The 21745-nt window shown below is 54.0% G+C and carries 23 protein-coding genes and 1 tRNA gene; 11 read left to right on the forward strand and 13 right to left on the reverse strand.

Features of this window, described 5'->3' with window-relative positions; translation table 11 throughout:
- Positions 1-109: 109 nt before the first annotated feature.
- From C7386_RS07620 to C7386_RS07630, 3 genes are all read left to right on the forward strand, one after another.
- Entirely contained in the window at positions 110-463 is a 354-nt protein-coding gene (locus C7386_RS07620) for a glycosyltransferase (RefSeq protein WP_116705187.1), read from the forward strand.
- Entirely contained in the window at positions 460-3444 is a 2985-nt protein-coding gene (locus tag C7386_RS07625; protein WP_116705188.1) for an S-layer homology domain-containing protein, read from the forward strand. Before C7386_RS07620 ends, C7386_RS07625 begins: the two co-directional genes overlap by 4 nt.
- Before the next feature lie 221 nt (positions 3445-3665).
- Entirely contained in the window at positions 3666-4121 is a 456-nt protein-coding gene (locus C7386_RS07630) for a DUF4368 domain-containing protein (RefSeq protein ID WP_207655860.1), read from the forward strand.
- Positions 4122-4417: 296 nt separating this feature from the next.
- Here the strand turns inward: C7386_RS07630 and C7386_RS13725 are convergent, their stop codons facing one another.
- The gene (locus tag C7386_RS13725; protein ID WP_275945119.1) at positions 4418-4549 is read right to left on the reverse strand and encodes a hypothetical protein; all 132 of its coding nucleotides are present in this window, start codon (positions 4547-4549) and stop codon (positions 4418-4420) included.
- Positions 4550-5159: 610 nt separating this feature from the next.
- Between C7386_RS13725 and C7386_RS07640 the strand changes: the two genes are divergently transcribed.
- The 3 genes from C7386_RS07640 to C7386_RS07650 are packed head-to-tail and all read left to right on the forward strand — an operon-like array spanning position 5160 to position 7451.
- Entirely contained in the window at positions 5160-6350 is a 1191-nt protein-coding gene (locus C7386_RS07640) for an AfsR/SARP family transcriptional regulator (protein ID WP_116705190.1), read from the forward strand.
- Between the two features lie 57 nt (positions 6351-6407).
- The gene (locus tag C7386_RS07645; RefSeq protein WP_116705191.1) at positions 6408-6986 is read left to right on the forward strand and encodes a flavin reductase family protein; all 579 of its coding nucleotides are present in this window, start codon (positions 6408-6410) and stop codon (positions 6984-6986) included.
- Positions 6987-7046: 60 nt separating this feature from the next.
- A complete protein-coding gene (locus tag C7386_RS07650; protein ID WP_110435537.1) occupies positions 7047-7451 on the forward strand; it encodes an LptM family lipoprotein in 405 nt (134 codons plus the stop codon).
- A 101-nt stretch (positions 7452-7552) separates the two neighbouring features.
- Here the strand turns inward: C7386_RS07650 and nagA are convergent, their stop codons facing one another.
- The 8 genes from nagA to C7386_RS13460 form a co-directional block, all read right to left on the reverse strand.
- Complete coding sequence (nagA, locus tag C7386_RS07655; RefSeq protein ID WP_116705192.1) at positions 7553-8665, reverse strand: N-acetylglucosamine-6-phosphate deacetylase; 1113 nt, start codon at positions 8663-8665, stop codon at positions 7553-7555.
- 15 nt (positions 8666-8680) lie between these two features.
- The gene (nagB, locus tag C7386_RS07660) at positions 8681-9418 is read right to left on the reverse strand and encodes a glucosamine-6-phosphate deaminase (protein WP_110435539.1); all 738 of its coding nucleotides are present in this window, start codon (positions 9416-9418) and stop codon (positions 8681-8683) included.
- A 203-nt stretch (positions 9419-9621) separates the two neighbouring features.
- Positions 9622-11109, reverse strand: a complete 1488-nt coding sequence (locus C7386_RS07665) for a PTS transporter subunit EIIC (protein ID WP_116705193.1) — start codon at positions 11107-11109, stop codon at positions 9622-9624.
- A 123-nt stretch (positions 11110-11232) separates the two neighbouring features.
- Complete coding sequence (locus tag C7386_RS07670) at positions 11233-11490, reverse strand: HPr family phosphocarrier protein (RefSeq protein ID WP_116705194.1); 258 nt, start codon at positions 11488-11490, stop codon at positions 11233-11235.
- A 19-nt stretch (positions 11491-11509) separates the two neighbouring features.
- Positions 11510-12001, reverse strand: coding sequence for a PTS sugar transporter subunit IIA (locus tag C7386_RS07675; RefSeq protein ID WP_116705195.1), 492 nt, complete (start codon positions 11999-12001; stop codon positions 11510-11512).
- Between the two features lie 371 nt (positions 12002-12372).
- The gene (gene licT, locus C7386_RS07680; protein WP_116705196.1) at positions 12373-13215 is read right to left on the reverse strand and encodes a BglG family transcription antiterminator LicT; all 843 of its coding nucleotides are present in this window, start codon (positions 13213-13215) and stop codon (positions 12373-12375) included.
- Positions 13212-13982, reverse strand: a complete 771-nt coding sequence (locus C7386_RS07685; protein WP_116705197.1) for a copper homeostasis protein CutC — start codon at positions 13980-13982, stop codon at positions 13212-13214. Before C7386_RS07685 ends, licT begins: the two co-directional genes overlap by 4 nt.
- Before the next feature lie 133 nt (positions 13983-14115).
- Positions 14116-14394, reverse strand: a complete 279-nt coding sequence (locus C7386_RS13460; RefSeq protein WP_165815499.1) for a hypothetical protein — start codon at positions 14392-14394, stop codon at positions 14116-14118.
- 131 nt (positions 14395-14525) lie between these two features.
- Here C7386_RS13460 and rfbD point away from each other — a divergent pair, with 131 nt between their 5' ends.
- Both rfbD and C7386_RS07700 read left to right on the forward strand, forming a co-directional pair.
- Complete coding sequence (rfbD, locus tag C7386_RS07695; RefSeq protein WP_110435546.1) at positions 14526-15389, forward strand: dTDP-4-dehydrorhamnose reductase; 864 nt, start codon at positions 14526-14528, stop codon at positions 15387-15389.
- A complete protein-coding gene (locus C7386_RS07700) occupies positions 15386-16660 on the forward strand; it encodes a dicarboxylate/amino acid:cation symporter (RefSeq protein WP_116705199.1) in 1275 nt (424 codons plus the stop codon). The genes rfbD and C7386_RS07700 overlap by 4 nt, the downstream gene beginning before the upstream one ends.
- Positions 16661-16711: 51 nt before the next feature.
- Here C7386_RS07700 and C7386_RS07705 read toward each other — a convergent pair.
- Positions 16712-16798 (reverse strand) — tRNA-Leu (locus C7386_RS07705).
- A 374-nt stretch (positions 16799-17172) separates the two neighbouring features.
- Here C7386_RS07705 and C7386_RS07710 point away from each other — a divergent pair.
- Positions 17173-17598: a hypothetical protein gene (locus C7386_RS07710; protein WP_116705200.1), complete on the forward strand. Its 426-nt coding sequence runs from the start codon at positions 17173-17175 to the stop codon at positions 17596-17598.
- Between the two features lie 5 nt (positions 17599-17603).
- Entirely contained in the window at positions 17604-18569 is a 966-nt protein-coding gene (locus C7386_RS07715; RefSeq protein ID WP_116705201.1) for an S-layer homology domain-containing protein, read from the forward strand.
- A gap of 45 nt (positions 18570-18614) precedes the next feature.
- Here C7386_RS07715 and C7386_RS07720 read toward each other — a convergent pair whose 3' ends face one another.
- From C7386_RS07720 to C7386_RS07730, 3 genes are read right to left on the reverse strand one after another with little or no spacing between them, the layout of a single operon-like run.
- A complete protein-coding gene (locus C7386_RS07720) occupies positions 18615-19208 on the reverse strand; it encodes a stalk domain-containing protein (RefSeq protein ID WP_116705202.1) in 594 nt (197 codons plus the stop codon).
- Between the two features lie 15 nt (positions 19209-19223).
- Entirely contained in the window at positions 19224-19781 is a 558-nt protein-coding gene (locus C7386_RS07725) for an S-layer homology domain-containing protein (RefSeq protein ID WP_133241586.1), read from the reverse strand.
- Positions 19709-20617, reverse strand: a complete 909-nt coding sequence (locus tag C7386_RS07730) for a hypothetical protein (protein WP_116705204.1) — start codon at positions 20615-20617, stop codon at positions 19709-19711. Before C7386_RS07730 ends, C7386_RS07725 begins: the two co-directional genes overlap by 73 nt.
- A gap of 404 nt (positions 20618-21021) precedes the next feature.
- Here C7386_RS07730 and C7386_RS07735 point away from each other — a divergent pair, with 404 nt between their 5' ends.
- Positions 21022-21738 (forward strand): WG repeat-containing protein, encoded by a 717-nt coding sequence (locus C7386_RS07735; protein WP_165815500.1) that lies wholly within the window; start codon positions 21022-21024, stop codon positions 21736-21738.
- The last annotated feature ends 7 nt before the right edge of the window (positions 21739-21745 follow it).

Raw genomic sequence — 21745 nt, forward strand, 5'->3', positions numbered from 1 at the left:
TTTGAAAAATTTTGCGTTTTGGGTGAGAGTTTTTTCGATTTTTTGTACCTATATAAGTGAAAGGGTTTTTATCACAGTTCCAGACAAACCGGAAGGGGGGGCAAACGAAATGTACGATACTGCAAGACGGGTCGCACTCGTCAAGCAGCGGGTGCGGGAAAACACCCGCCGGAGGCAGCGGCGCGGCATCTATGGACTGAGTGCTATGTGTATGCTGCTGTTCGCGGTCTTGATGCAGGCGGCGGGCACGGTCGTCGCTCCGGGGCAACCGGAAGCATGGGGTGCGTTCGGCGCGATGCTGCTGCGGGAGGACGCGGGGGGCTACGTGCTGGTGGCCGTTGTCTCCTTTGCAGCGGCAGTGGTCATCACCGCGCTGTGCTTCCAGCTCAGAAAAAGAGAAAATCAGAAAAAAGACGGGACGGACAAGCCCACCCGACACGAAAAGGAGGAGAAAAGCCAATGAAAAAACGAATACTCAGTATCTTGCTCTGCCTTTGCATGGCGGCGTGTATGCTCCCCACCGTGGCGTTTGCGGCGGGGGCAGAAAACGACAAGGCGATCCAGCTTGTGGACAGCGGGACTGCCGCCAATATCAGCGGCGGGCAGAACGATAACATCTATTTCGGAACATGGGATGAAGAACCAATCAAATGGCGGGTTTTGGACGACCAGACCAACACCGGGGAAAGCGGCCTTTTCCTGCTCTCCGATGCGCTGCTTGGGACAGGCAGGTACGGAGACGTGTATTTTGATAACAGCGGAAATACCAGCAACGCATGGCAAAGCAGTACGGCGAAAACGTGGTGCAATAACTTTTATGGCAGTAGTTTTTCCAACGGCGAGCAGGGTGCGGTGCTTGCAACCACGAAAAGCGATGAAGCATTAAGTACCGGTGGCATATCATTTGCCGCCTCTGAAAATATCCTAAACGGGGACAAGGTATTTTTCCTCTCAGCAGAGGAAGCGGAAAACAGCGCATACGGTTTTACCGATGACAATGCGCGTATTGCCAATTATGGCAATAGCGCCGGTGTGTGGTGGCTTCGCTCGCCTTACGCAATCTTTACCACTTATGCGGGCGTGGTCTTCGGCGATGGGCCTGTGTACGCTTACGTCGTGAGCGGTGTCTGGGCGGCTCGTCCCGCTTTTAACTTAAATCTGAACTCTGTCCTTTTTGCATCTGCCGCCGTGGGCGGAAAGCCCAACGGAGGGCTGACCCCGATTCCCGAATACAGCGGCAACGAATGGAAGCTGACGTTGAAGGACAGCAACCGCAATTTTGCCGTAACGGAAAAAACTGCCGATGCCGCCCCCGACGATACCGTTACGCTGCATTACAACGGGGCGACCACAGGGGCAAATGAATATATCTCTGTCATCATTGCGGATAACAATGGCGCACAGTATTATGGCAGAGTGGCGCAGCCTACTGCCGAAAGCGGAACGGTTGAAATCAAAATCCCGTCCGACCTTGCACCGGGCAGCTATACCCTGAAGGTTTTCAGCGAACAGTATAACGGCGACCGCAAAACCGATTACGCAAGCAATTTTACAAACATTGCGCTGACGGTGGGAAAGCAGATGGATGAGCAGTTTTCCCTTGCTTCCGGCGGCAGATATTATTTTGACCTTTCGGCGATGAATATTCCGGGAACGGCAAACGGCACTCTGCCGGACAGCACCCTGCACTATGTGCCCTTTACCTACGCAGGGACGGTGGACGCCTACAGGCTCACATCGGAGATGGCAACCACCGAGGAGTATGCAAAGCAGAACAAATATCCCCACAGCCTGTTTGTGGCGGATCATGCCGTAACGAATGATGTAAGCTGGGATACCCTGAATACCGCAAATCTGATTTTCGGCAAAGATTATGCCAGCGGCGGCGTGGACTATACGCTGCGTGCGCCGTCTGTGGGAAGTAACTTTACAGGTTCGGGCAATTCCGAACGCGGCGTGCCCCAAAGCAACGAATGGGACACGATGCTGAACAAGAACAGCAGATATATCCAAAACTGGAATATACTGTATTCGTGGGGGCAGGATACTTATTTTGGCGGCGCGTTGCTCCGTGCGGTTCGCGGGCTCGGTTCGGCCCGCTGCTGGAGCAGCAACTCTGCTACGTACTCCGCCCCGTACGTCGGTTTCCGCCCCGTCCTTGAAGTCCTGAACCCTGACACACTGGGCTCTGGCGGACTGAAGGTCGTTACCCTTGACCTGAACGGCGGCAAGCTGGGCGGTAGCTCCGATGCTATTCAGATCATCGTGAAAAACGGCAGCGAGTTTACCGCGCCTGCGTCCGACGGTTTGACCCGCCCGGACGGAAATACAGGCAGCTACTTCAAGTGGCTTGGCAGCGATGGAAACCTGTACGCCCCCGGTGAAAGCGTTCCGGAGGTCGTAACCACGCTGACGGCGCAGTGGACAGTCAACCAGTACACGATTACCTATGATCTGGCCGGCGGCACTGTGGAGGGCAATCCAGACACCTACACCATTGAAACGGTGGCTTTCACCCTCAAGAATCCTACCAAATCCGGCTATACCTTCACCGGCTGGAGCGGCACGGGGCTTGACGGCGAGAATAATATGACCGTCACCATCCCGAAGGGCAGCACCGGCAACCGCAGCTATACGGCACACTGGCGCTACAATGGCGGTGGCGGCAGCGGCTACAGCTACTACACCATCAAGGCAACTGCCGGGGCTGGCGGCTCCATTTCTCCCTCCGGCAGCGTCAGCGTCCGCGAGGGCCGGGATCAGACCTTCACCATCACTCCGGATAAGGGCTATGCTGTCGCCAACGTCAAGATCGACGGCAAGAGCATCGGCGCGGTGAAGTCCTACACCTTTGAGAATGTCCGCAGAACCCATACCATCGAGGTCATCTTTGTGAAGACCAACGGCAACCCCCAGACCGGCGTATTTGTGGATGTAGCTACCGGCAGCTATTATGAGGACGCCGTGGATTGGGCAGTCGAAAACGGCATCACCAAGGGAACCGATAATACCCATTTCTCCCCGGACGGCATCTGCACCCGTGCGCAGGCCGTGACCTTCCTGTGGCGTGCCGCTGGCAGTCCCAAACCCGAAACCCGCACCATGCCGTTTACCGACATCCCCGCGGGCAGCTACTATTACGACGCTGTGCTGTGGGCGGTAGAAAACGGCATCACCAAGGGCACCAGCAACACCACGTTCAGCCCCAACATGACCTGCTCCCGTGCCCAGATCGTCGCATTCCTGTGGCGCTCTGAGAAGTCCCCGGCAGCGGGTACGGCCAATCCCTTTGCCGATGTGAAGTCCACCGCCTACTATGCCGACGCGGTACTGTGGGCGGTCAAGGAGGACATCACCAAGGGAACCACCAACACCACATTCAGCCCCGACGCGGATTGCACCAGAGCGCAGATCGTGACCTTCCTCTGGCGCTGCAAGAAGTGATCGGCTGACATACGGCCAAGCAGTAAAGCCACTGCCTTGACCCCATAAGCGAACATCGAACAGCGCAGCGGACGGGCATCTCGCCCCGAAGCTGCGCTGTTCTCTTTTCGCTATTCCCGGCAGAACGCCTTCCGGCACATCTGCGCCTCAGCCATCAGCGACTCCCGCGGGAGATCGTTTCCTTCGCCTCCCGCAGTAAGGACGAGTTTGTGAGGCTGGTCATGGACAGTGACCTGCGGCAACGTGACCGGAATATTGCAAAGCGGAAACGGCAGCTTGCCGATTCCGAAAAGCGGATCACAGAGTTGGATGCTATCTTCAAGCGGCTCTATGAGGACAACATTTCGGGCAAGCTCTCCGATGAACGCTTTCAGAAGCTCTCTGCGGACTATGAGAAGGAAGGACAGGAGCTCAAGGTGCTGACGAGTCCCCTTCGGAAAGAAGTGGAGCTAGGGAAAAGCAAATCGGCGGATGTTGATCGTTTTCTCTCCGTTGTGGAGAGGTACACGGATATCCCGGAGCTCACGCCCTGCATCCTCCATGAGTTCGTGGAGAAAATCATCGTCCATGCGGCCAGCGACCCGAAGGGCAAGAACCGGATGCAGGAGATCGATATTTACTACAAGGGTATCGGATCCTTGGAAATGTCAAAAGTCACGGCATCAATGGAAAAATGAGAAAACGGTACAGCCGAAGCTATACCGTTCTCTCTTTCCTCACGATGTTTTCTTATCGGGAGCTGCCTTGCCGCTCTTTTCGTTTTACTCTATGCTTTCGCTCTGCTCCGACAGATGCAAATCCAAATTTCGACCGCGTGTGCAAACACTGCGAATGTGCACTTAGCTGTGGATTTCATCAACCGAATACAAAATCACGTCATTTCGCGTAGCATACTGTCGAATTCCCGCAGAACTCCACGGCTCTACATCATACAGCGGATACTTAGCCGGAAATACAGTCAAATTCTCCTGTATCAAAGTGCAAAGGCGTTGTCCCACCGTTCTGCCAAAGCGGTATCCCGATACTGCTGCATAATGTACATCAGCTTTTCCGTAATATCCCGCTCGGCTGCTGAGGTGTAAAATGTCTTATATCTTTGCGGCACGACTCTGAAGCAGCTCCTTTACTTGAGCGTCCATATCGCACTGCGCAGAGATGCGTCCGGCAGCAATAAAACCATCTTCTTGCAGTACGATTGTATTCCGGTCTTCCGCTAAGAAGCAGGTCGATCTGACAGCGTACCGGTCCTCTCCGTCCGGCGCACGGTTATTCTTAGTGCGGATAAATCTCAAAAATCTCCTTTCCGCTTTTGAGTTGCCCTTATAGCCGCACTTCTGCCAATCAGTTGCAAGGATTCTCCAAATCGCTGAAGCTGCATTTGTCCATGCTATTCAGAAGATACCCTGTCCTTGCTCCTATCCGGACAGAGAAATCGAGCATTCAATAAAGAACGTGCGTTCGTTTTACTGCAAATCATACTGTATTTTCGTATTTTTCACAAAATCAATTCATCTATCGCGTTATTTTATACATTCTTTCTCAACGACAGTTCTCCCGCAAATCTGCGGCTGCACCTGCAGGAGCTCCGCTGTTCCCTGTTCTCCGGTTTGCATTTTTGCCGGTTTCGTGGTATATTTCTAATATATGCCGTATGACTTTGTAAGCGGTCATACGCGTCAATCTGCGAACACATCATACAAAGGTGGGGAGCAAAGATGAACGGACCTACATTACAAGTGCAGATGCTCGGGCAGTTTACCCTTCGATACGGCGACCGCACCATTTCCGACAGCGACGACCGCTCCCGCCGGGTATGGTCACTGTTGGCCTATATGCTGTATAACCACGGCCGCTCGTTCGCACAGGAGGAGCTAATCCATCTATACTGGAGCAACAGCGAGAAAAGCGCGGATCCCGGAAATGCGCTCAAATCAATCTTTCACCGCATTCGCACCGCGCTGGACAAACTGCAGCCGGGACTTGGCCGCCTGCTCATCCGCCGCAAAGCAGGCCGATACTTCTGGAACAACGTTATGCCGCTTTCCCTCGATATTGAGGATTTTGAGGCGCATTTTCATGCCGCCGAAGCCGCCGGAGATGACGATGTCCGTCTGGCGGAATATCAGTCTGCACTGGCACTGTATGCCGGCGATCCGCTGCCGCGCATGACCGATGAAATCTGGACTATTCCAATCGTGGCCTACTATCACAGCCTGTACACCCGTGCGGCAGCCGGTGCGATCGAGCTGCTCGAAAAGCAGGAGCGCACAGCCGAAGCCGTTGCGCTGTGCCGTCGGGCGATTCATATTGAGCCGTATCAGGAGGATCTGTATGAGCACCTCATGCGCGGTCTGCTCCGCACCGGCGATATGAAGGGCGCTATGTCGGTCTACGAGGAAATGAGCGAGCAGCTGTTTGCGCATTTCGGCGTCATGCCGTCCGAGACGCTGCGCACACTGTATCGTCAGGCGACACGCACCGTAAACGACCGCACACTGACCATGGACGAGGTTTGCTCTCAGCTTGAGGAGCCTGCGCCGCACGGCGGCGCCATGGTATGCGAATACGACTTTTTCAAGATTCTGTACCGTTCCGAAGCCCGTTCGATCGCGCGAAATGGCCATTCAGCGAATATCTGCCTGCTGTCGGTCTCCGGCAAGGACGGCGAAATGCTTGCACGCCGCAGTCTGGACCCCGCAATGAATAATCTGCAAGTGCTTGTCCAGAACAATCTGCGCCGCGGCGATGTAATCGCTCGATGCAGCATTTCGCAGTATATCATCCTGCTGCCGCAGGCGAATTACGAAAACAGCCGCATGGTTGCCGACCGACTGGTAAGCGCGTTTTACCGTCGGTATCCGCACTCGCCCGCACGGCTCCGCTATACGGTGCAGCCGCTGGCATAATCAGACTTTCAAAACAACTGCGTGCCGTCTATCCCACGCACAATAAAGGAGATAAACATGGGTAAACAAAGCTGGAAGCCCGGCAACATGCTCAATCCCGTTCCGGCGGTGATGGTCAGCGTTGCCGATGAAGAACACCGTCCCAACATCATCACGGTAGCGTGGGCCGGTACGATCTGCACCAACCCGCCGATGGTGTCGATCTCGGTTCGTCCGTCACGGTATTCTTACGATATTATCGAAAAAACCGGTGAATTTGTCATCAATCTCACCACCGAAAAGCTGGCGCGCGCGTGCGACTACTGCGGCGTTGTCAGCGGCCGTGATGTGGATAAATTTGCGAAAACCGGTCTGACGCCCATGCCGGTTGAGCATGTCAGCGCACCCGCTATCGCGGAAAGCCCGGTCAACATCGCCTGCCGCGTCACCGAGAGCCGCGCACTCGGCAGCCATACCATGTTCATCGCCGAGGTGGTCAGCGTGACGGTTGATGACGAATATCTGGACGAAAACGACCGGTTTCATATCAACGATGCGAACCTGATTATGTACTCCCACGGCGAGTATTTTGCGCTTGGCAAGTATCTCGGCAAGTTCGGATACAGCGTGCAGAAGAAGAAAAAGAGGAAGAAGTAAGGCGTTTTCAACTGCATACTATTGGCTGAAATATCAAATCGGAATTTAAGGAGGTCTTGTATGAAGAAAATAGTATGTACAATGCTATGTATTATGCTTTTATTTGGTTTGAGTGCTTGTGGTGGAGATGTCAGTGAAGTAAAAACTCATAATGTTGAATCTGAGAGCTATTCAGAAGAGGATATTAAAGCCGCTATTGACACAATAAAAAAGGAGTTTAAGAGTGACTGGAAAGGATGCACTCTCACAGAAATTTACTATGCCGGAGATGACTGCACGAAAGATCATAAAGATTGGGCAGACAGAAACAATGCAGATGAAGTCATTGTTTTATTATCTTCATTCGATGTTGATTCATCTGGTGGAGACGGGTCATTGAATCCAAATAGTACATACAGTGATTGGAAGTGGATTTTAGTTAGAACAGATGGCGGAAAGTGGCAGCATGTTGACCATGGATATTAAGTCAAATTCCAGTTTTCCGCACCATGCAACCCAAAACAACGCAAAACCGGCATCTTCCGATGCCGGTTTCTTTTCATTTCATTTCTTTATCAAATCGCTGTTCAGCCCAGCATTCTGCCGCGCAGCAGAATCGTGTGAATGTTCAGCTCCTCATCCAGCAGGAGCACATTCGCCAGCTTGCCCGGCTCGAGCGAGCCGTAATCGTGCTCAACGCCGATAGCGCGCGCCGGATTGGTGGACGCGGAACGAATCGCCTGACCGAGCGGAACACCCATTTTAACAGCCGAGCGCACGCAGTCCATCAGGTTGGTCGCGGAACCCGCAATCGTGCCGTCGTGCAGGGTGGCAAGGTTGCCGCGCACGGTAACCGCCTGTCCGCCGAGCGAATACTCGCCGTCATCGAGTCCGGTCGCCATCATGCTGTCCGAGATCAGGATAACACGGTTCTCAAACAGCCGGAAGGTCGCGCGAACGACCGACGGATGCACATGCACGCCGTCCGCGATGAGTTCAACTGCCACGTTATCGTTGTCAAAGGCCGCACCGATGACGCCCGGTGCCCGATGAGAAAACGGCGGCATGGCGTTGTACAGGTGGGTCACCTGCCGGGCTCCGTGCTTGAAGGCTTCGCAGGCGGTGTCATAATCCGCTGTCGTATGCGCAATCGAGATACGCACCTCGCCTGCCAGCTCATCGATCGTCTCCATCGAACCGGGCAGCTCAGGTGCCAGATCGCACAGCTTGAACAGACCGCCGGCTTTTTCCTGCACCCGGCGGAACATGGCCGCGTCCGGCGCATGCAGATAAGCGCCGTTCTGCGCACCCTTTTTCGCCTCGGAAATGAACGGGCCTTCCATGTTGATGCCCACAAGCGCCGCGTCATTACTCTCCGCCTGATAGGTTGCGGCGGCTTCGGCAATCTGTGTCAGCTTGTCCTCCGGATAGGTCATAGTCGCCGGACAGATGGCGGCCACGCCGATCTGTGCCTGATACTTTGCCAGTGTGGAGATAGCCTCATGCGTGCCGTCGCAGAAATCGTGGCCCATGCAGCCGTGAAAATGCAGATCGACCAGTCCGGGCACGGCGTACAGACCGCCCATATCCACCGCATCCGCGCTCACCTCTGCGGATGCAATCCGGTCGCCCGAGATGGACAGTCCGCCGGTTTTGAACGTGCCGTCCGGCTGATATACCCTCAAATTGCTAAATTCCATAACTTCTCTTCCTTTTTAGAGCAAATCGCCGCACTTAGACAGTGCCGCCTCGTCCGCTACGATGGAAACATCTGTGTGCAGCTGCAGGATGGATGCCGGAACCTGAGGCGTTACCGGGCCGAAGAACGCTTCGCGGACGGTTTCCGCCTTGTTTTCGCCCGAAACCACCAGCACGATGCGCCGTGCCAGCATGATGGTCTGCACGCCCATGGTGTACGCCTGCCGCGGCACGTCATCCGCCGACGCGAAAAAGCGTTTGTTTGCCTCGATGGTAGACTCGGTCAGGTTCACGCAATGCGTGCCCTTGGAGAAATACTCGTCCGGCTCGTTGAAGCCGATGTGTCCGTTCAGGCCCATGCCGAGCAGCTGCAGGTCAATGCCGCCCGCCGCCTTAATGGCTGCATCGTAGCGCTTGCACTCCCGCTCGGCGTCAAGCTGCGCGCCGTCCGGCAGATTGATGCGCTCTGCCGGCACATTCACCGCGTCGAAGAAGTTTTTGTGCATGAAATAGTGATAGCTCTGGTCGTGATCGGGTGTCAGGCCGCGATATTCGTCCAGATTGAAGGTCGTGCAGCCGCCGAAATCCACATCGCCCTTGTTATACCATTTAATCAGCTGCTCGTAAATGCCGATCGGTGACGAACCGGTCGCCAGACCGAGTACGGAATCCGGTTTGAGAATAACCTGTGCCGAAATGATGTTGGCTGCCTTGCGACTCATGTCGTTATAATCCTTAGCGCGAATGATTTTCATGGAATACCTCTTTCTTCTGTCTCCGGAAATAGAAAGGGCAGGCAATGTGCCCGCCCTTTCCATTGCGCGGAGCGCAATCGTGATATGCAAACAAGATAGGTTAGTTAGATTGGTTGCGATTTCTTAACCATTCGGTGTTCCCACGCGGCTGTATTTCCAAACCGTGTGCGAGCACTTCAGGCTGCGTTGAATTGCTTTCAGTGTTACTTCAGCATCTTTGCCATTTCGTCGGCTACGAACTGGACCTTGGTGCCAATGATAACCTGAACTGCGGTCTGCGACGGACGCATTACGCCAGCCACGCCTGCAGCCTTGATCTTCTTCTCGTTGACGAGCGTGCCGTCCTTGACTTCCAGACGCAGACGGGTAATGCAGTTATCCAGAGATTCTACATTTTCCTTGCCGCCCAGACCTTCGAGGACTGCAGCTGCAATAGCGGTGAAGTCGTTATTTGCCAGCTTGGCATTCTTGTCAACCTCTGCGAAGTCGGCTTCTTCATCCTCACGGCCCGGGGTCTTGAGGTTGAACTTGGTGATCGCAAAGTAGAATACCAGATAGAATACAACGAATGCTGCGATACCCAGCGGGATGATCATCAGCGTGTTGTTCGCTGCCGGCAGGAAGGACGAGAATACGAGGTCGGTCGCGCCTGCGGAGAAGCAGAAGCCTGCGCGGAAGCCGACATAGTAGGTGATGATGGTGAAAATGCCGTACAGAGCTGCATAAACAACATACAGCGGGAAGCACAGGAACATGAAGCCGAACTCAAACGGCTCGGTAACGCCGCAGATGAATGCACAGATGGCAGCGGACAGGACCAGACCGATAGCAGCCTTCTTGTTCTTCGCAGCCTTGATCATAGCCAGAGCCGCACCGGCAATACCGAACATCATGCAGGGGAAGAAGCCGGACATATACATGCCGAGGCTCCAGGTAACGCCGTTCTGACCGGTAATGTCGCCGGCCCAGTAGTGAGACAGGTCGCCCAGGCCGATGGTATCGAACCAGAATACGTTGTTGAGTGCGTGGTGCAGACCGGTCGGAATCAGCAGACGGTTAAGGAATGCATAGATGCCGGCGCCGATACCTTCCATGCCGATGATGCCTTCGCCAACAGCTACCAGAGCGCTGAAGATGATCGGCCATACGAACAGCAGAACAACGGATACGAGAATGGAGACCAGACCGGTTACGATGGCAACACAGCGCTTGCCGCTGAAGAATGCCAGCCAGTCCGGAAGTTTCGCATTTTTGAAGCGGTTGTAGCACGCAGAACCAATGACGCCTGCGATGATCGCGATAAAGACGTTCTCGATCTTATCGAACGCGAGCGTCTTGACCTGATCGTCTGCGATGGCCGGCATCAGCGTAGTAACAACGCCGGTGCTCAGCAGGTTGGTCATCATCAGCCAGGATACCAGACCGGCCAGTGCCGAGGTACCCTCACGGTCGTCGGATAGTCCGACTGCAACACCGATGACAAACAGCAATGCCATATGGTCAATCAGCGCGCCGCCTGCCTTTACCAGCAGGAAGCCAATGTTATACAGTGCACCGCTCGTTGCCGCGCCCGGCACGCCCATAACGCCCGGAGCGATCGCGTAGCCAAGACCCATCAGGATACCACAGATCGGCAGCGCAGCTACCGGCAGCATCAAGGCCTTGCCCAGCTTTTGCAGTTTTTTCATCATAAGAGTTTCCCCTCCTTATTTTGTGGACCGCCGAAGCGGCCGATTGTGTTGACGGATGGGAGAGCCGAACTCCGTTTCCGTCCCCCTATTTCATCGCCGTTCACACCCGGCGAAATGAAATCCTTACAAATTACTCTCGAGGAACGCCTGCATTGCAGCTGCAGCGGCCTCCTCGTCCTCACCCTCGATGGTAATCTTTACGGTATCGCCGCACTTGACGCCCAGACTCATCACGCCCATGATGCGCTTGGCATCGACTTCCTTTTTCGGGCTGGCGATCATGATTTTCGAGGCAAACTTGCCTGCCTCCTTGACCAGCAGTCCCGCCGGTCGAGCGTGGATGCCCAGTGCATCCTTGATGGTATATTCAACGGTTTTCATGAAAAATACTCCCTTTCCGTTACTTTTTCTTCAATGTCAGCAGTGCATCGCCTGCGGCGACCGTGCCGCCCGCGGCGGGCTCCACGGTGAACGCATCCGGGTTGCACACGAGGATGGGCGTTACAATCTGATAGCCCTCAGCCTTGATGGCCGCCGGGTCAAACTCGATGAGGACATCGCCTTTTTTGACCTGCTGGCCTGCCTTGCAGCACGCCTTGTAGTGCTTTCCCTCCAGCTGTACGGTGTCGATACCGACATGGATGAGCAGCTCCGCGCCGTCCGCCGTCGTCATGGAAACGGCGTGGCCGGTCTCAAACATCACATCCACCGTGCCGTCCGCCGGAGCAACGATGCGTCCTTCGGCCGGCTCGATCGCAATGCCCGGACCGAGAATGCCCTGTGCGAACGTCGGGTCGGGTACACTTTCGAGCGCCACGACCGTGCCCGCAGTGGGCGCTGCGATGGTGATGCCGGTATCACCGCCGAACAGATTTTTCAGTTTACCAAACATTTTGCTCACAACCTTTTTGATTAGGCAATACCGCATGATTGAACAAGAGTGATTTGCGCGTAAATTGTGCGGTGTTGCCTTAAGTATGCCTATTTTGTCCGAAAACATACAGAAAATAAAAAGAACCAAACTTCTGCACAGATACAACTTGCCCTTTGATGGCAACTCCTGCGAGAAATCTGGTTTTGCCCGCCGAAGCGGTAACAATCCATTTCAAACGGATACTGTTTACTTGTTAATTGCAGTATAACAAAAGTTTCTCACGATTACAAGCAGATTTTGTCGAATCGACTGCCAAATTTTCGCCCTGTTTTTCGACACTTTGCACAAAAGCAGGGCAGCGCCGCCGGTTTGACACTGCCCTGTGAGAATCATTTCTCATCCGGGTGCTCCATCACCCGGGCGATATGGATGGTGAGATACAGCAGCTCATTCTGCCCGGAATGAAACCCTTTTTCCGTCTGCACATAGGCGCGGATGCGGTCCGCGCAGGCGTAGGCACGCGGGTACTTGAACCGCACGACCTCGAGCAGATCGGCATCCTCGTCCCCGTACTTTTCGCCGCTGACGATGCGCCGCGCGTAGAATTTCAGGTGCGTGACAAACCGGTAGTAATTGAGCGATTCATGGTCCGGCCGGAAGCCGTATTCGTCGTAAACGATGCCGAAAACCGCTTTCAGCAGGTAAGTCATGTCGTAAATATCGCGGATTTCACCACCGAGCTGTGCATTGACAAAGTGCAGCGCGATAAACGCTGCCTCGTCCTCGGTGAACTCCACGCCGGTCTCCTCCTTGACGATCTCATTCGCCTTGAGACCCACGCGGAATTCGTCCTTGTACAGCTGCCGAATGTCCCACAGCAGCGGATTAGGCAGTACAATGCCCTCCTTATAGCGGTTGACGGCCGCCGAGATATGATCGGGCAGCGTAACGTAAATGCTGTCCGACAGCTCCTTGCCGAGCGCGATCTTCGCATGGTTGATAATGCGTTCGCTCATCAGGAAATGCGGCAGCGGAATGCTTGTTATCAGCTGCTGGAACCGGTCGGAAAGCTGATCCGAGTGCAGCGTGAACCGCTTTTCCACCTTGTCCGGCGGTGCTTCGTCACCTGCGCGGCGGCCGAAGCCCAGACCGCGCCCCATAAGCACAGTCTCCGCACCGTTTTCATCCAGCGCGACCACAACATTGTTGTTGAGTACCTTTTCTATTTTCACGTCCGCGCCTCCTGACCCGCACCGCAGCACGCATCAAACGCTTCACGCGCCGCACGGACTGCATTTTCGTCGCACCGCCACAAACTGAATTCGCTCAGTCCGGGCAGCCCCATCGGCACATTTTCGCGCCGAAACTGCATTCTGCTGTTTTCTACACGCTTCGCGGATAAATGGAACGCATTTGCGCCGGTTTTCGGCTGCAAATCGCGGATAACATCGGCGTTTACGCCTGCACCGACCAGAATCTGCACGTCCTCTCCTGCTTTTGCAACCAGCGCGCGCAGTAAATCCGCGCCTGCGGTGCAGTCCGCCTGCTGCCCTGAGGTCAAAATGGTATCCACACCCAGCCGCTTTGCGGTTTCCAGTGCCGCAAACGGGTCGCGGCAGACATCGAACGCACGGTGCAGCGTCACACCGCAGCCGCCTGCAAGCGAAATCAGTTTGGCCATACGTTCCTCATCAAGATCGCCCTCCGGCGTGAGCACGCCGATGACAATGCCGTCCGCGCCGAGCGCGGCAAAGCGCTTCACCTGACGGCAGAGCAGCTCAAATTCGCTTTCCGTATACAAAAAATCGCCGCAGCGCGGACGAAGCAGCACACGAACCGGTACGGAAACCCGTTCCCGCACCATGCGGAACAGATCCTCATCCGGCGAAGTACCGCCGATCATTAAATTGGCGCATAACTCCAGCCGCATAGCACCGCCGCGCTCCGCGCTTACCGCAGACTCGACTGAGTGGGTGCAAACCTCCAGAACCGGTTTCATTTCCTGCTCCTCCTTCGAGACAGAATAACGCTTGGCAAATTATGTGATTCAATCCACACTGTTATCGGTTAATTATATCACCAAAAACCATATAGGTCAACGCAGGTTTTTTCAGCATTCTGCACAATAAAAATCAGATGTTTTCATATAAAATAAACCACTTCCCTGCTTCGTATGCAGAGAGGTGATCTACAGCATTTTCCGCATAATGGCGGCTGATCTCGACCATGCCGCGAATACCGTCGATCGGTGTACGGATATCATGGCATTGACGGATATTTGCCGTCCATATTCCCAAAAAATTCTCCGCGTTTTTGGCTGTTTCTTTTCTTCGGCTGAGTTGTCTTGTCAGTTTGTATAAAAATGCAAAGAAATTTTGCACAAATCGGATAGTTTGCAGGAATTCGAGCATACTTATGCAAATAGACCGCATATTTTGTTGTTTTTTTAACAATTTTGTGCTATACTGAATATACAGCCCATAAAATGGGTAATGCGCGCCGGAGCAGTTCCGCTGCACCGAGCCGACAGGAGAGGTGTTTTATGAACAGTATTACGACCCGCGTTTGGATCGCGGGAGCAAGCGGCAGACTGGGTTCCGCACTTAGTCATCGTTTCGGCGGCAACACAGCATATAAGCTGGTAACCAGTGACCGTGATGTAGCGGTCGAGGATGTATCCGTTGTCGGTCGTTTTGCCGATATTAACCATCCGGATGTCATCATCAACTGTGCCGGTCTGACCGACGTGCAGGCCTGCGAGGAGAACCCCGAAGAAGCGTATAAGATCAACGCCATCGGCGCCCGCAATCTGGCGACCGCTGCAAGACGCATCGACGCAAAATTCATTCAGATCTCGACCGACGACGTATTCGGCGGCGACGAGGGCAAGGCTTTCTGTGAGTTCGACGATCCCCATCCGACCACGATGTACGGCAAGAGCAAGTACGCCGGTGAAAAGCTCGTGCGTGAGCTGACCGACAAGCATGTTATCGTGCGTTCGTCGTGGCTGTACGGCGTCGGCTCGTACGACTTTGTTGACCGCGTGCTCGATACGGCGGCAAAGGAAGGCGCGGTCCATTTGCCGGAGGATGAGATTTCCTCCCCGACCTCGGCGGAAGCGCTCGCCGGCTTTATCGACTGCCTGATGCACAGCCGCGAGTACGGCCTGTTTCACGCATCGTGCGACGGCTCGTGCTCCCGCGCAGAGTACGCCCGCGAAATTCTGCGTCTCGCCGGCAAGGAAAACGTGCCGGTCACCTCGGCCTCCGAGAACACTGCGCTGCGCCCGCGCTTTACGCTGCTGGACAATATGATGCTGCGCATCACTGGTTTATATCAAATGCCGGACTGGCATGACGCACTGAGCGAATACATGTCCCACCGGCAGACGGGAGTAAATAAATGAATGAAGTAAAAGAGAAAAAGAAAATCGGTCTGACTACAAGGATCTTCATCGCGCTGATCGCCGGTGCAATCGTCGGCATTGCGCTCAACATGTTCGCAGCTGATGTGGATTTTGTGCAGAACGTGCTGGTAAACGGCATTTTTTATGTTGTTGGTCAGGGCTTTATCCGCCTGATGCAGATGCTGGTCGTACCGCTGGTATTCTGCTCGCTGATCTGCGGCGCCACCGCCATCGGCGACAGTAAAACGCTCGGCAAGGTCGGCGTAAAGATCATCGGCTTCTACATTTTCACCACGATGATGGCGGTTGCCGTTGCGCTTGGCATCGGTCTTCTGATCAAGCCGGGCATGGGTCTGGATATGTCGCAGATCCAAACCGCCGAAGTCGCTGCTTCTTCGGATTCGGTCAGCTTTGCGGAAACCCTGCTGAACATCATCCCGAAAAACCCGATCGGTGCACTCGCCAACGGCGAAATGCTGCAGGTTATCGTGTTTGCACTGATCGTCGGCGTTATCCTCGCCAAGCTGCAGGATAAGACCCAGCTGGTAACGAACTTCTTCCAGCAGGGCAACGATATTATGATGGAAATGACCATGATGGTCATGGGTCTTGCGCCGATCGGCGTATTCTGCCTGATCTCTAAGACCTTTGCCGGTCTTGGTTTCTCCGCTATGGTGCCAATGTTCAAGTACATGGGCGCGGTGCTGCTGGCGCTGTTCATCCAGTGCTGCGGCGTATACCAGATTCTGCTGGCGCTGCTTACAAGACTCAATCCACTGCGTTTCCTCAAGAAATTCGCTCCGGTTATGGGCTTTGCGTTCTCGACCGCAACCTCTAACGCCACTATCCCGATGAATATCGACACGCTGGAGGAAAAAATCGGCGTCAACCGCCGTATTTCGTCCTTCACCATCCCGCTCGGCGCGACCATCAATATGGATGGTACGTCCATCATGCAGGGTGTTGCCGTTGTATTCGTTGCACAGGCGTTCGGCATCCAGCTGAGCCCTGCGGATTATCTGACCGTTATTGCAACCGCAACGCTCGCCTCCATCGGTACCGCAGGCGTGCCGTCGGTTGGTCTGGTTACACTGGCAATGGTATTCGATTCGGTCGGTCTGCCGGTTGCCGGCATCGGCCTGATCATGGGTATCGACCGTATCCTCGATATGACGCGTACTGCCGTTAATATCACCGGCGACGCTGTCTGCACCACGATCGTGGCGCATCAGGACGGCGCACTGAATAAGTCTGTATTTAACAAAAATTAAATCAAACTGACAGGAAAAACCCCGTATTTCGTAAGAAATACGGGGTTTTTCTGGTGCCGCCAGCCGGAATCGAACCGGCACGGTTTTAAGGCCGGGGGATTTTAAGTCCCCTGCGTCTACCAGTTCCGCCATGGCGGCGTGTAAATATTATACCAGAACGGGCACGGTCTGTCAAACATGTGCGCCGCCGGTTTGAGGATTTTTCAATCCCGCCTCTGCTGCTTTCCTGTTGCGTCCTTCCGTAAAAAGCTATACAATAAATATAACAGTTCTTCTGTGCAGAAACGCGCATACGGTACGCGTTCCATGCGTTCCGGCTATGCATTTGGCGTACCGGTTCGATGTCCGAGAAAAAATTTTGAAACAGGCGGAACAAACCATACGGAACAAACGTCTAAGCTGATATATGGCAATGACCCCACCGCAGCAACGGCCGTGCTGTCGATGGCATTCGTTATTGTCATATACAGGATAGAGAGTATAAGCATTAACAGTGAAAAGGAGGAAAAAATATGAAACGGTTTCAGAAGGCGTTACTCGGTGTTGTGGTGAGCGGTGCATTGCTGTTCTCGGCACAGGCGGCGGAACTGCCCAGTGCGGCAAAGGATACGCTGCAATCGGCTATGACTAAGGTACAGCAGGAGATCAAGGATTACGGTCAGGTAAAAACGCTCGGCTTTACCGGTGAAAACTGCGAAATTATCCTCTCGAACCTCAACGCGAAACAGTATTTGGTTAACCTAACAGCTGACAGCACACACAAGTATGGTATTCTGGACAAAGCAACCGGCAAGCTGGTTGTTCCTGTGGAGTACGATTATTACATTGCGCTTGACGGCACGGAAACACTGGTTAGCCAGTACGACGCTGATCATCACCCCAACTACTGGTTCGCCGATGAAACCGGCAAACTGACGCCGATGAAACCGGCAAACTGACGCCGATGAAGCTGCCGTCCGGTTATGAGCTTGCGACGTATGAGCCAAACAGCAATGTGTTCGTGCTCTTCAAAAACGAGAAAAAGCCGGTATATGACCCGTATTCCGGCGATGGTCCAACCACACAGGTTGAGGATGTCACCTTCTTTGCTCTGGCCGACAAAGACATGAACATCATCCTCGATGACATCGACATGATACCGGATTGGTACGCCGATTTCTTCATCGCAAAGACCGGCAGCACCAAGTGGGAACGTGTTGGCAAGGCAGGCGCGGACGGCAACGGCACCTGCGGTCTGTTTGACCCGAAAACCGAAAAATTTGTCGGCAAGCACGATTTTAACCAGATTTTCTGGTACGATCAGCACTTTATCGGCACACGCAGCAGTGGCACAAAATCTTATCTGCTGGATGGCAAGGGCGGCGAAACCCTGCTGCCCGCAAACGTCAAGGAGTACAGCAGCTGGGCCAAAACCGAAGTAGCTGCCGCAGGAGAGCACGGTCTCACTGAGTCATTCTCCTATCCCAAGCTGGACATTACCCGCGAAAACTTCACCATGCTGGCGATGAACCTGTACAACAAGATTTATCCCAACAAGGAGATTCCGGCTCTGGAAACCAAGTTCACCGATTGCAGGGACGACCCGAACGTGAATAATGCCGCCGCACTCGGCATTGTCACCGGCTACGAGGACGGCACCTTCCGTCCGTACAAGACCATCTCCCGCCAGGAGGCGGCCACCATGCTCGACCGCCTGTACGCAGCACTCGGCGGCCAGACCGAGTTGATTGCCGACCCTGCCTACGCCGATGATGCACAGCTTGGGGACTGGGCACGCGGCAGCGTTTACGCCATGCGCCAGACCGGCATCATGCAGGGCAAGGAAAATAATCGGTTCTGCCCAACCGACGGCTACACCGCAGAGCAGTCCATTGTGACCATCGAGCGCATGTATCAAATCATCAAATAACCAGCCATACCAAAAAGGACTTCGTTTTTACGAAGTCCTTTTTGCTTACTCATAACGTCCCATGGAAATCTCGGTGACGACACCGTTTTCGATGGTGACATGCAGCAAGTCAATCATCATTTCGTCCCGTGCGTCAAGTGAGCCGTACAGATCGAGGAACCGTGCTTCGCTGTCTCCGACACGCAGTCCGCGCACAGTTTTGTGCCGCCAGAACAGCCACCGGCGGGTCAGTGGAATTTCATCCGGTGCCTCGGTGATGATAACGCGGTTGCGGCTCTTATCCCACCGTATCTGCGGAATATGACTGTCCCACAGGTACGAAAACGGTGTGTACAGTATACCATTTCGTTCCACGCCGGAGACAGCGGTCTCAGCACCGTGCAGTGTGTAGGTTTTGCCGTCTGTCGTACCGCCAAGGCGCTCTACAACCTCGTAAAGTGGGATATATGGCTCGTTTTTGTACAGAATAACCGGGTTCTCCAGCGTGATCGGCTCTCCGTTCTGCAGGGCTTCCCTGCTGCCGATTTCTATGCTGAGCGACGTGTTCGTCCGCTCCAGATAGCCGATTCGCCAGGCCGCCAGTCCAATCGCAAGCACAAGCGCCAGCAGCGGCAGCCAGTATTTTTTCACAATACGCATGATTTTCCTCCCTGATTACGCCTTCTGCGTCATGCACAGCATAGTGATGATCGACTGCTCGCAAGTATAGCCATTCTTCGGATCGAATCGATTCGCTCCTACGCCCTGCATGATACCGGTTTGCCTCATCGCATAGACAGAATCCTTTGCCCATGCGCCAATACTTCCGTTGTCAGCATAGAGCGTAGGACTGACTTCGATCTTTCCATACAGCACCGTATAAAGGCGCTGCAGGATAACCGTCGCTTCCTGTCGGGAAAGCTCGCGCGTGGGCTGGAAAGTGCCGTCCTCATAACCGGTAACAATACCGAGTGCCGCGATCTGACGTACTATGTCTTCATCGCAGTCGGAGAACGGCTGTGCCAGTTCAGGCAGATTGATGTTTGGGTTTACCGTCTGAATGGTTTGCCAAGCCAGCTTGCAGAATTCATCGCGGTGGATATTCAGGCGGTATGGTGTATGATAGGACAGTCGGAGTCCGTCTTTCTCCGCTTGTTCGACTATATTTTCAGCCCAAGTGCTGGGAACATAGCAGTAATTCGCCTGTTCGCGCTCATTTCCGTTGCTGTCCAACAGATACTCGGTCGACCGTGACAACCAAACCAGCGATCGTTTTCGTTCGATACTTCATCATAGCGCGCGTTGCTGACGATCTTGCCGCTGCGGTCGATGAACATATATTTACTGTTGAAATACAGCCGCGGCCACGGTCCGCCGTCCGGCAGATACCAGTCAGTCGCGCCCACGCGAACGGCGACAAGGTCGTTATAAAATAGTTCGCTATCACAAGAGCAATCATACTGACCAACGTTGTAATACTGGTCGATGCCGTCCTGCAGGACGGTAAAATCCGGTCCCAGCAGCGTGTACTGATGGAACGTGTACGGCATTGTGCCGCTATCGGTCCGCACAGTTCTGGTGACGGGGTACTGGCAAAGGACATATCCTTGATCATCAACTGCCAGTACATGACCAGCATGAGGAATGGATACATCGGTCAAGCTGCCGTTCAGGTCACACATCTGATACGTGCCGCCGGTCTCCAGCAGCAGCTGATCATTCGCAGCTTTCCACATGCTGCCGTTGAACAGCGGTGTGATGATCTTTCCGGCGGACAGATCGACCGCACAGATCCATCGGCTTCTATCGTCACTCGGGGTAAATATCAGCTCCCAGATGTCCTTTTCCTCGATCAGTCGACACGGAAAAACCTCGCAGCTGTCAATTTGCCAAGTTTTCCATGTCGGATATCCCGGATAACTGGTATCCTCTTCTGGTGGGCTTTTTTGAAAATGCGTAATTGCCTGATGCGTAAGCTGTGTTTGCGATGCGGCATCTGCGGCTCCGGCGCCAATCAGCATACAGCCGCACAGCACGAGTGCAGACAGCAAAACCATTCGTTTTTTCATGTTCCCTATCCCCTTGCCAGATGAATTTATACCATATATATAACCTAACCATTCTGCACTGTCAACTGTGACATGAAAATAAATTTTTTGAGAGAACTTTGTCGCATTTTTCCTCGTCTAACGGTTATAGTAAGCGAAGGACTTCACAGGCAGGAGGTATTTTTATGAAACGATGGCGTTATTTATGTGCAGCCGCGCTGATCGCGGGCAGCATGGCGGCGGGAGCCGGTGCGGTATCGATACCGAGCACTGCTTTAACACAGTTGCAGCAGCAGTAGCAGGCAGATACTTCCGCAGATTATCTTTCCGCGGACAGCGGCCAATCCCGCATAGCAGCGTATGCGCTCGTGCCGAAAAAAAATCTGTACAAAATTTCTGCCGACAGCTTGTACGGTATTGCCGATTTGAAAACCGGAAAAATGATCGTTCCCGCAGAATATACCACAATCGATGTGCTGTCAGACGGCAGATTTCTGCTGACTCGTTATGAAAACCAGGCTTCTTCGTTCTATTATGCCGATGCGAGCGGAACGGTCACACCGATTCAGACGCCGGTCAAAGGCACCTATTTCAGCATGGCAGGCGATGACCGTTTCTTCATCGGTGTCTATGCGAAACGTCCGCTGACGGCTACAGTACAGCAGTCTGCCGAGCAGTATGATATTCCGTCACTTGTGCTGCTCGACGAAAACATGAAGGTTATCCGCGATGATATCGACGGCGCTTGCGGTGCTGTATCCACGCCGCATTTTACGAATGGCCTGATGCCAATTCAGACCGGCAGTACTTTGTGGATTGGTTTCCGAAAAGGAGCAATCGGCAACGGAACGTACGGTTTGATTGACAAAACCGGCCAGTTTGTCGGCAGTCACGACTTCGACGAGCTCAGCTGGACGGACAGCCGCTACATCGGCAAGCGCGGCACCGCGCTTTACCAGCTGGACGGCAAAGGCGGTGAAATCCGACTTCCGGCTAACGCTTCGCAGGAAAGCAGCTGGGCCAAGGCGGAACTGGAAGCCGCTCGGGAACATGATATTTCGCTTTCTTTCTATTATCCCAGGCTGAATATCACGCGCGTGGATTTCTGCAGACTGGCGGTCAAGCTGTATCAAAAGGTGTAGCTGAATG

It is taken from the genome of Agathobaculum butyriciproducens (assembly GCA_003096535.1).
GTDB lineage: Bacteria > Bacillota > Clostridia > Oscillospirales > Butyricicoccaceae > Agathobaculum > Agathobaculum butyriciproducens.

Excerpts from the sequence above, each read along its gene's own strand:
- C7386_RS07625 (WP_116705188.1), top strand. The coding sequence starts at position 460 with ATGAAAAAACGAATACTCAGTATCTTGCTCTGCCTTTGCATGGCGGCG.
- C7386_RS07665 (WP_116705193.1), bottom strand. The coding sequence starts at position 11,109 with ATGATGAAAAAACTGCAAAAGCTGGGCAAGGCCTTGATGCTGCCGGTA.
- nagB (WP_110435539.1), bottom strand. The coding sequence starts at position 9,418 with ATGAAAATCATTCGCGCTAAGGATTATAACGACATGAGTCGCAAGGCA.
- C7386_RS07720 (WP_116705202.1), bottom strand. The coding sequence starts at position 19,208 with ATGCGTATTGTGAAAAAATACTGGCTGCCGCTGCTGGCGCTTGTGCTT.
- C7386_RS07620 (WP_116705187.1), top strand. The coding sequence starts at position 110 with ATGTACGATACTGCAAGACGGGTCGCACTCGTCAAGCAGCGGGTGCGG.
- C7386_RS07730 (WP_116705204.1), bottom strand. The coding sequence starts at position 20,617 with ATGAAAAAACGAATGGTTTTGCTGTCTGCACTCGTGCTGTGCGGCTGT.
- C7386_RS07710 (WP_116705200.1), top strand. The coding sequence starts at position 17,173 with ATGAAACGGTTTCAGAAGGCGTTACTCGGTGTTGTGGTGAGCGGTGCA.
- C7386_RS07640 (WP_116705190.1), top strand. The coding sequence starts at position 5,160 with ATGAACGGACCTACATTACAAGTGCAGATGCTCGGGCAGTTTACCCTT.
- C7386_RS07630 (WP_207655860.1), top strand. The coding sequence starts at position 3,666 with ATGGACAGTGACCTGCGGCAACGTGACCGGAATATTGCAAAGCGGAAA.
- C7386_RS07645 (WP_116705191.1), top strand. The coding sequence starts at position 6,408 with ATGGGTAAACAAAGCTGGAAGCCCGGCAACATGCTCAATCCCGTTCCG.
- rfbD (WP_110435546.1), top strand. The coding sequence starts at position 14,526 with ATGAACAGTATTACGACCCGCGTTTGGATCGCGGGAGCAAGCGGCAGA.
- C7386_RS07675 (WP_116705195.1), bottom strand. The coding sequence starts at position 12,001 with ATGTTTGGTAAACTGAAAAATCTGTTCGGCGGTGATACCGGCATCACC.
- C7386_RS07715 (WP_116705201.1), top strand. The coding sequence starts at position 17,604 with ATGAAGCTGCCGTCCGGTTATGAGCTTGCGACGTATGAGCCAAACAGC.
- C7386_RS07700 (WP_116705199.1), top strand. The coding sequence starts at position 15,386 with ATGAATGAAGTAAAAGAGAAAAAGAAAATCGGTCTGACTACAAGGATC.
- C7386_RS07670 (WP_116705194.1), bottom strand. The coding sequence starts at position 11,490 with ATGAAAACCGTTGAATATACCATCAAGGATGCACTGGGCATCCACGCT.
- C7386_RS13460 (WP_165815499.1), bottom strand. The coding sequence starts at position 14,394 with ATGCTCGAATTCCTGCAAACTATCCGATTTGTGCAAAATTTCTTTGCA.
- C7386_RS07685 (WP_116705197.1), bottom strand. The coding sequence starts at position 13,982 with ATGAAACCGGTTCTGGAGGTTTGCACCCACTCAGTCGAGTCTGCGGTA.
- nagA (WP_116705192.1), bottom strand. The coding sequence starts at position 8,665 with ATGGAATTTAGCAATTTGAGGGTATATCAGCCGGACGGCACGTTCAAA.
- C7386_RS07650 (WP_110435537.1), top strand. The coding sequence starts at position 7,047 with ATGAAGAAAATAGTATGTACAATGCTATGTATTATGCTTTTATTTGGT.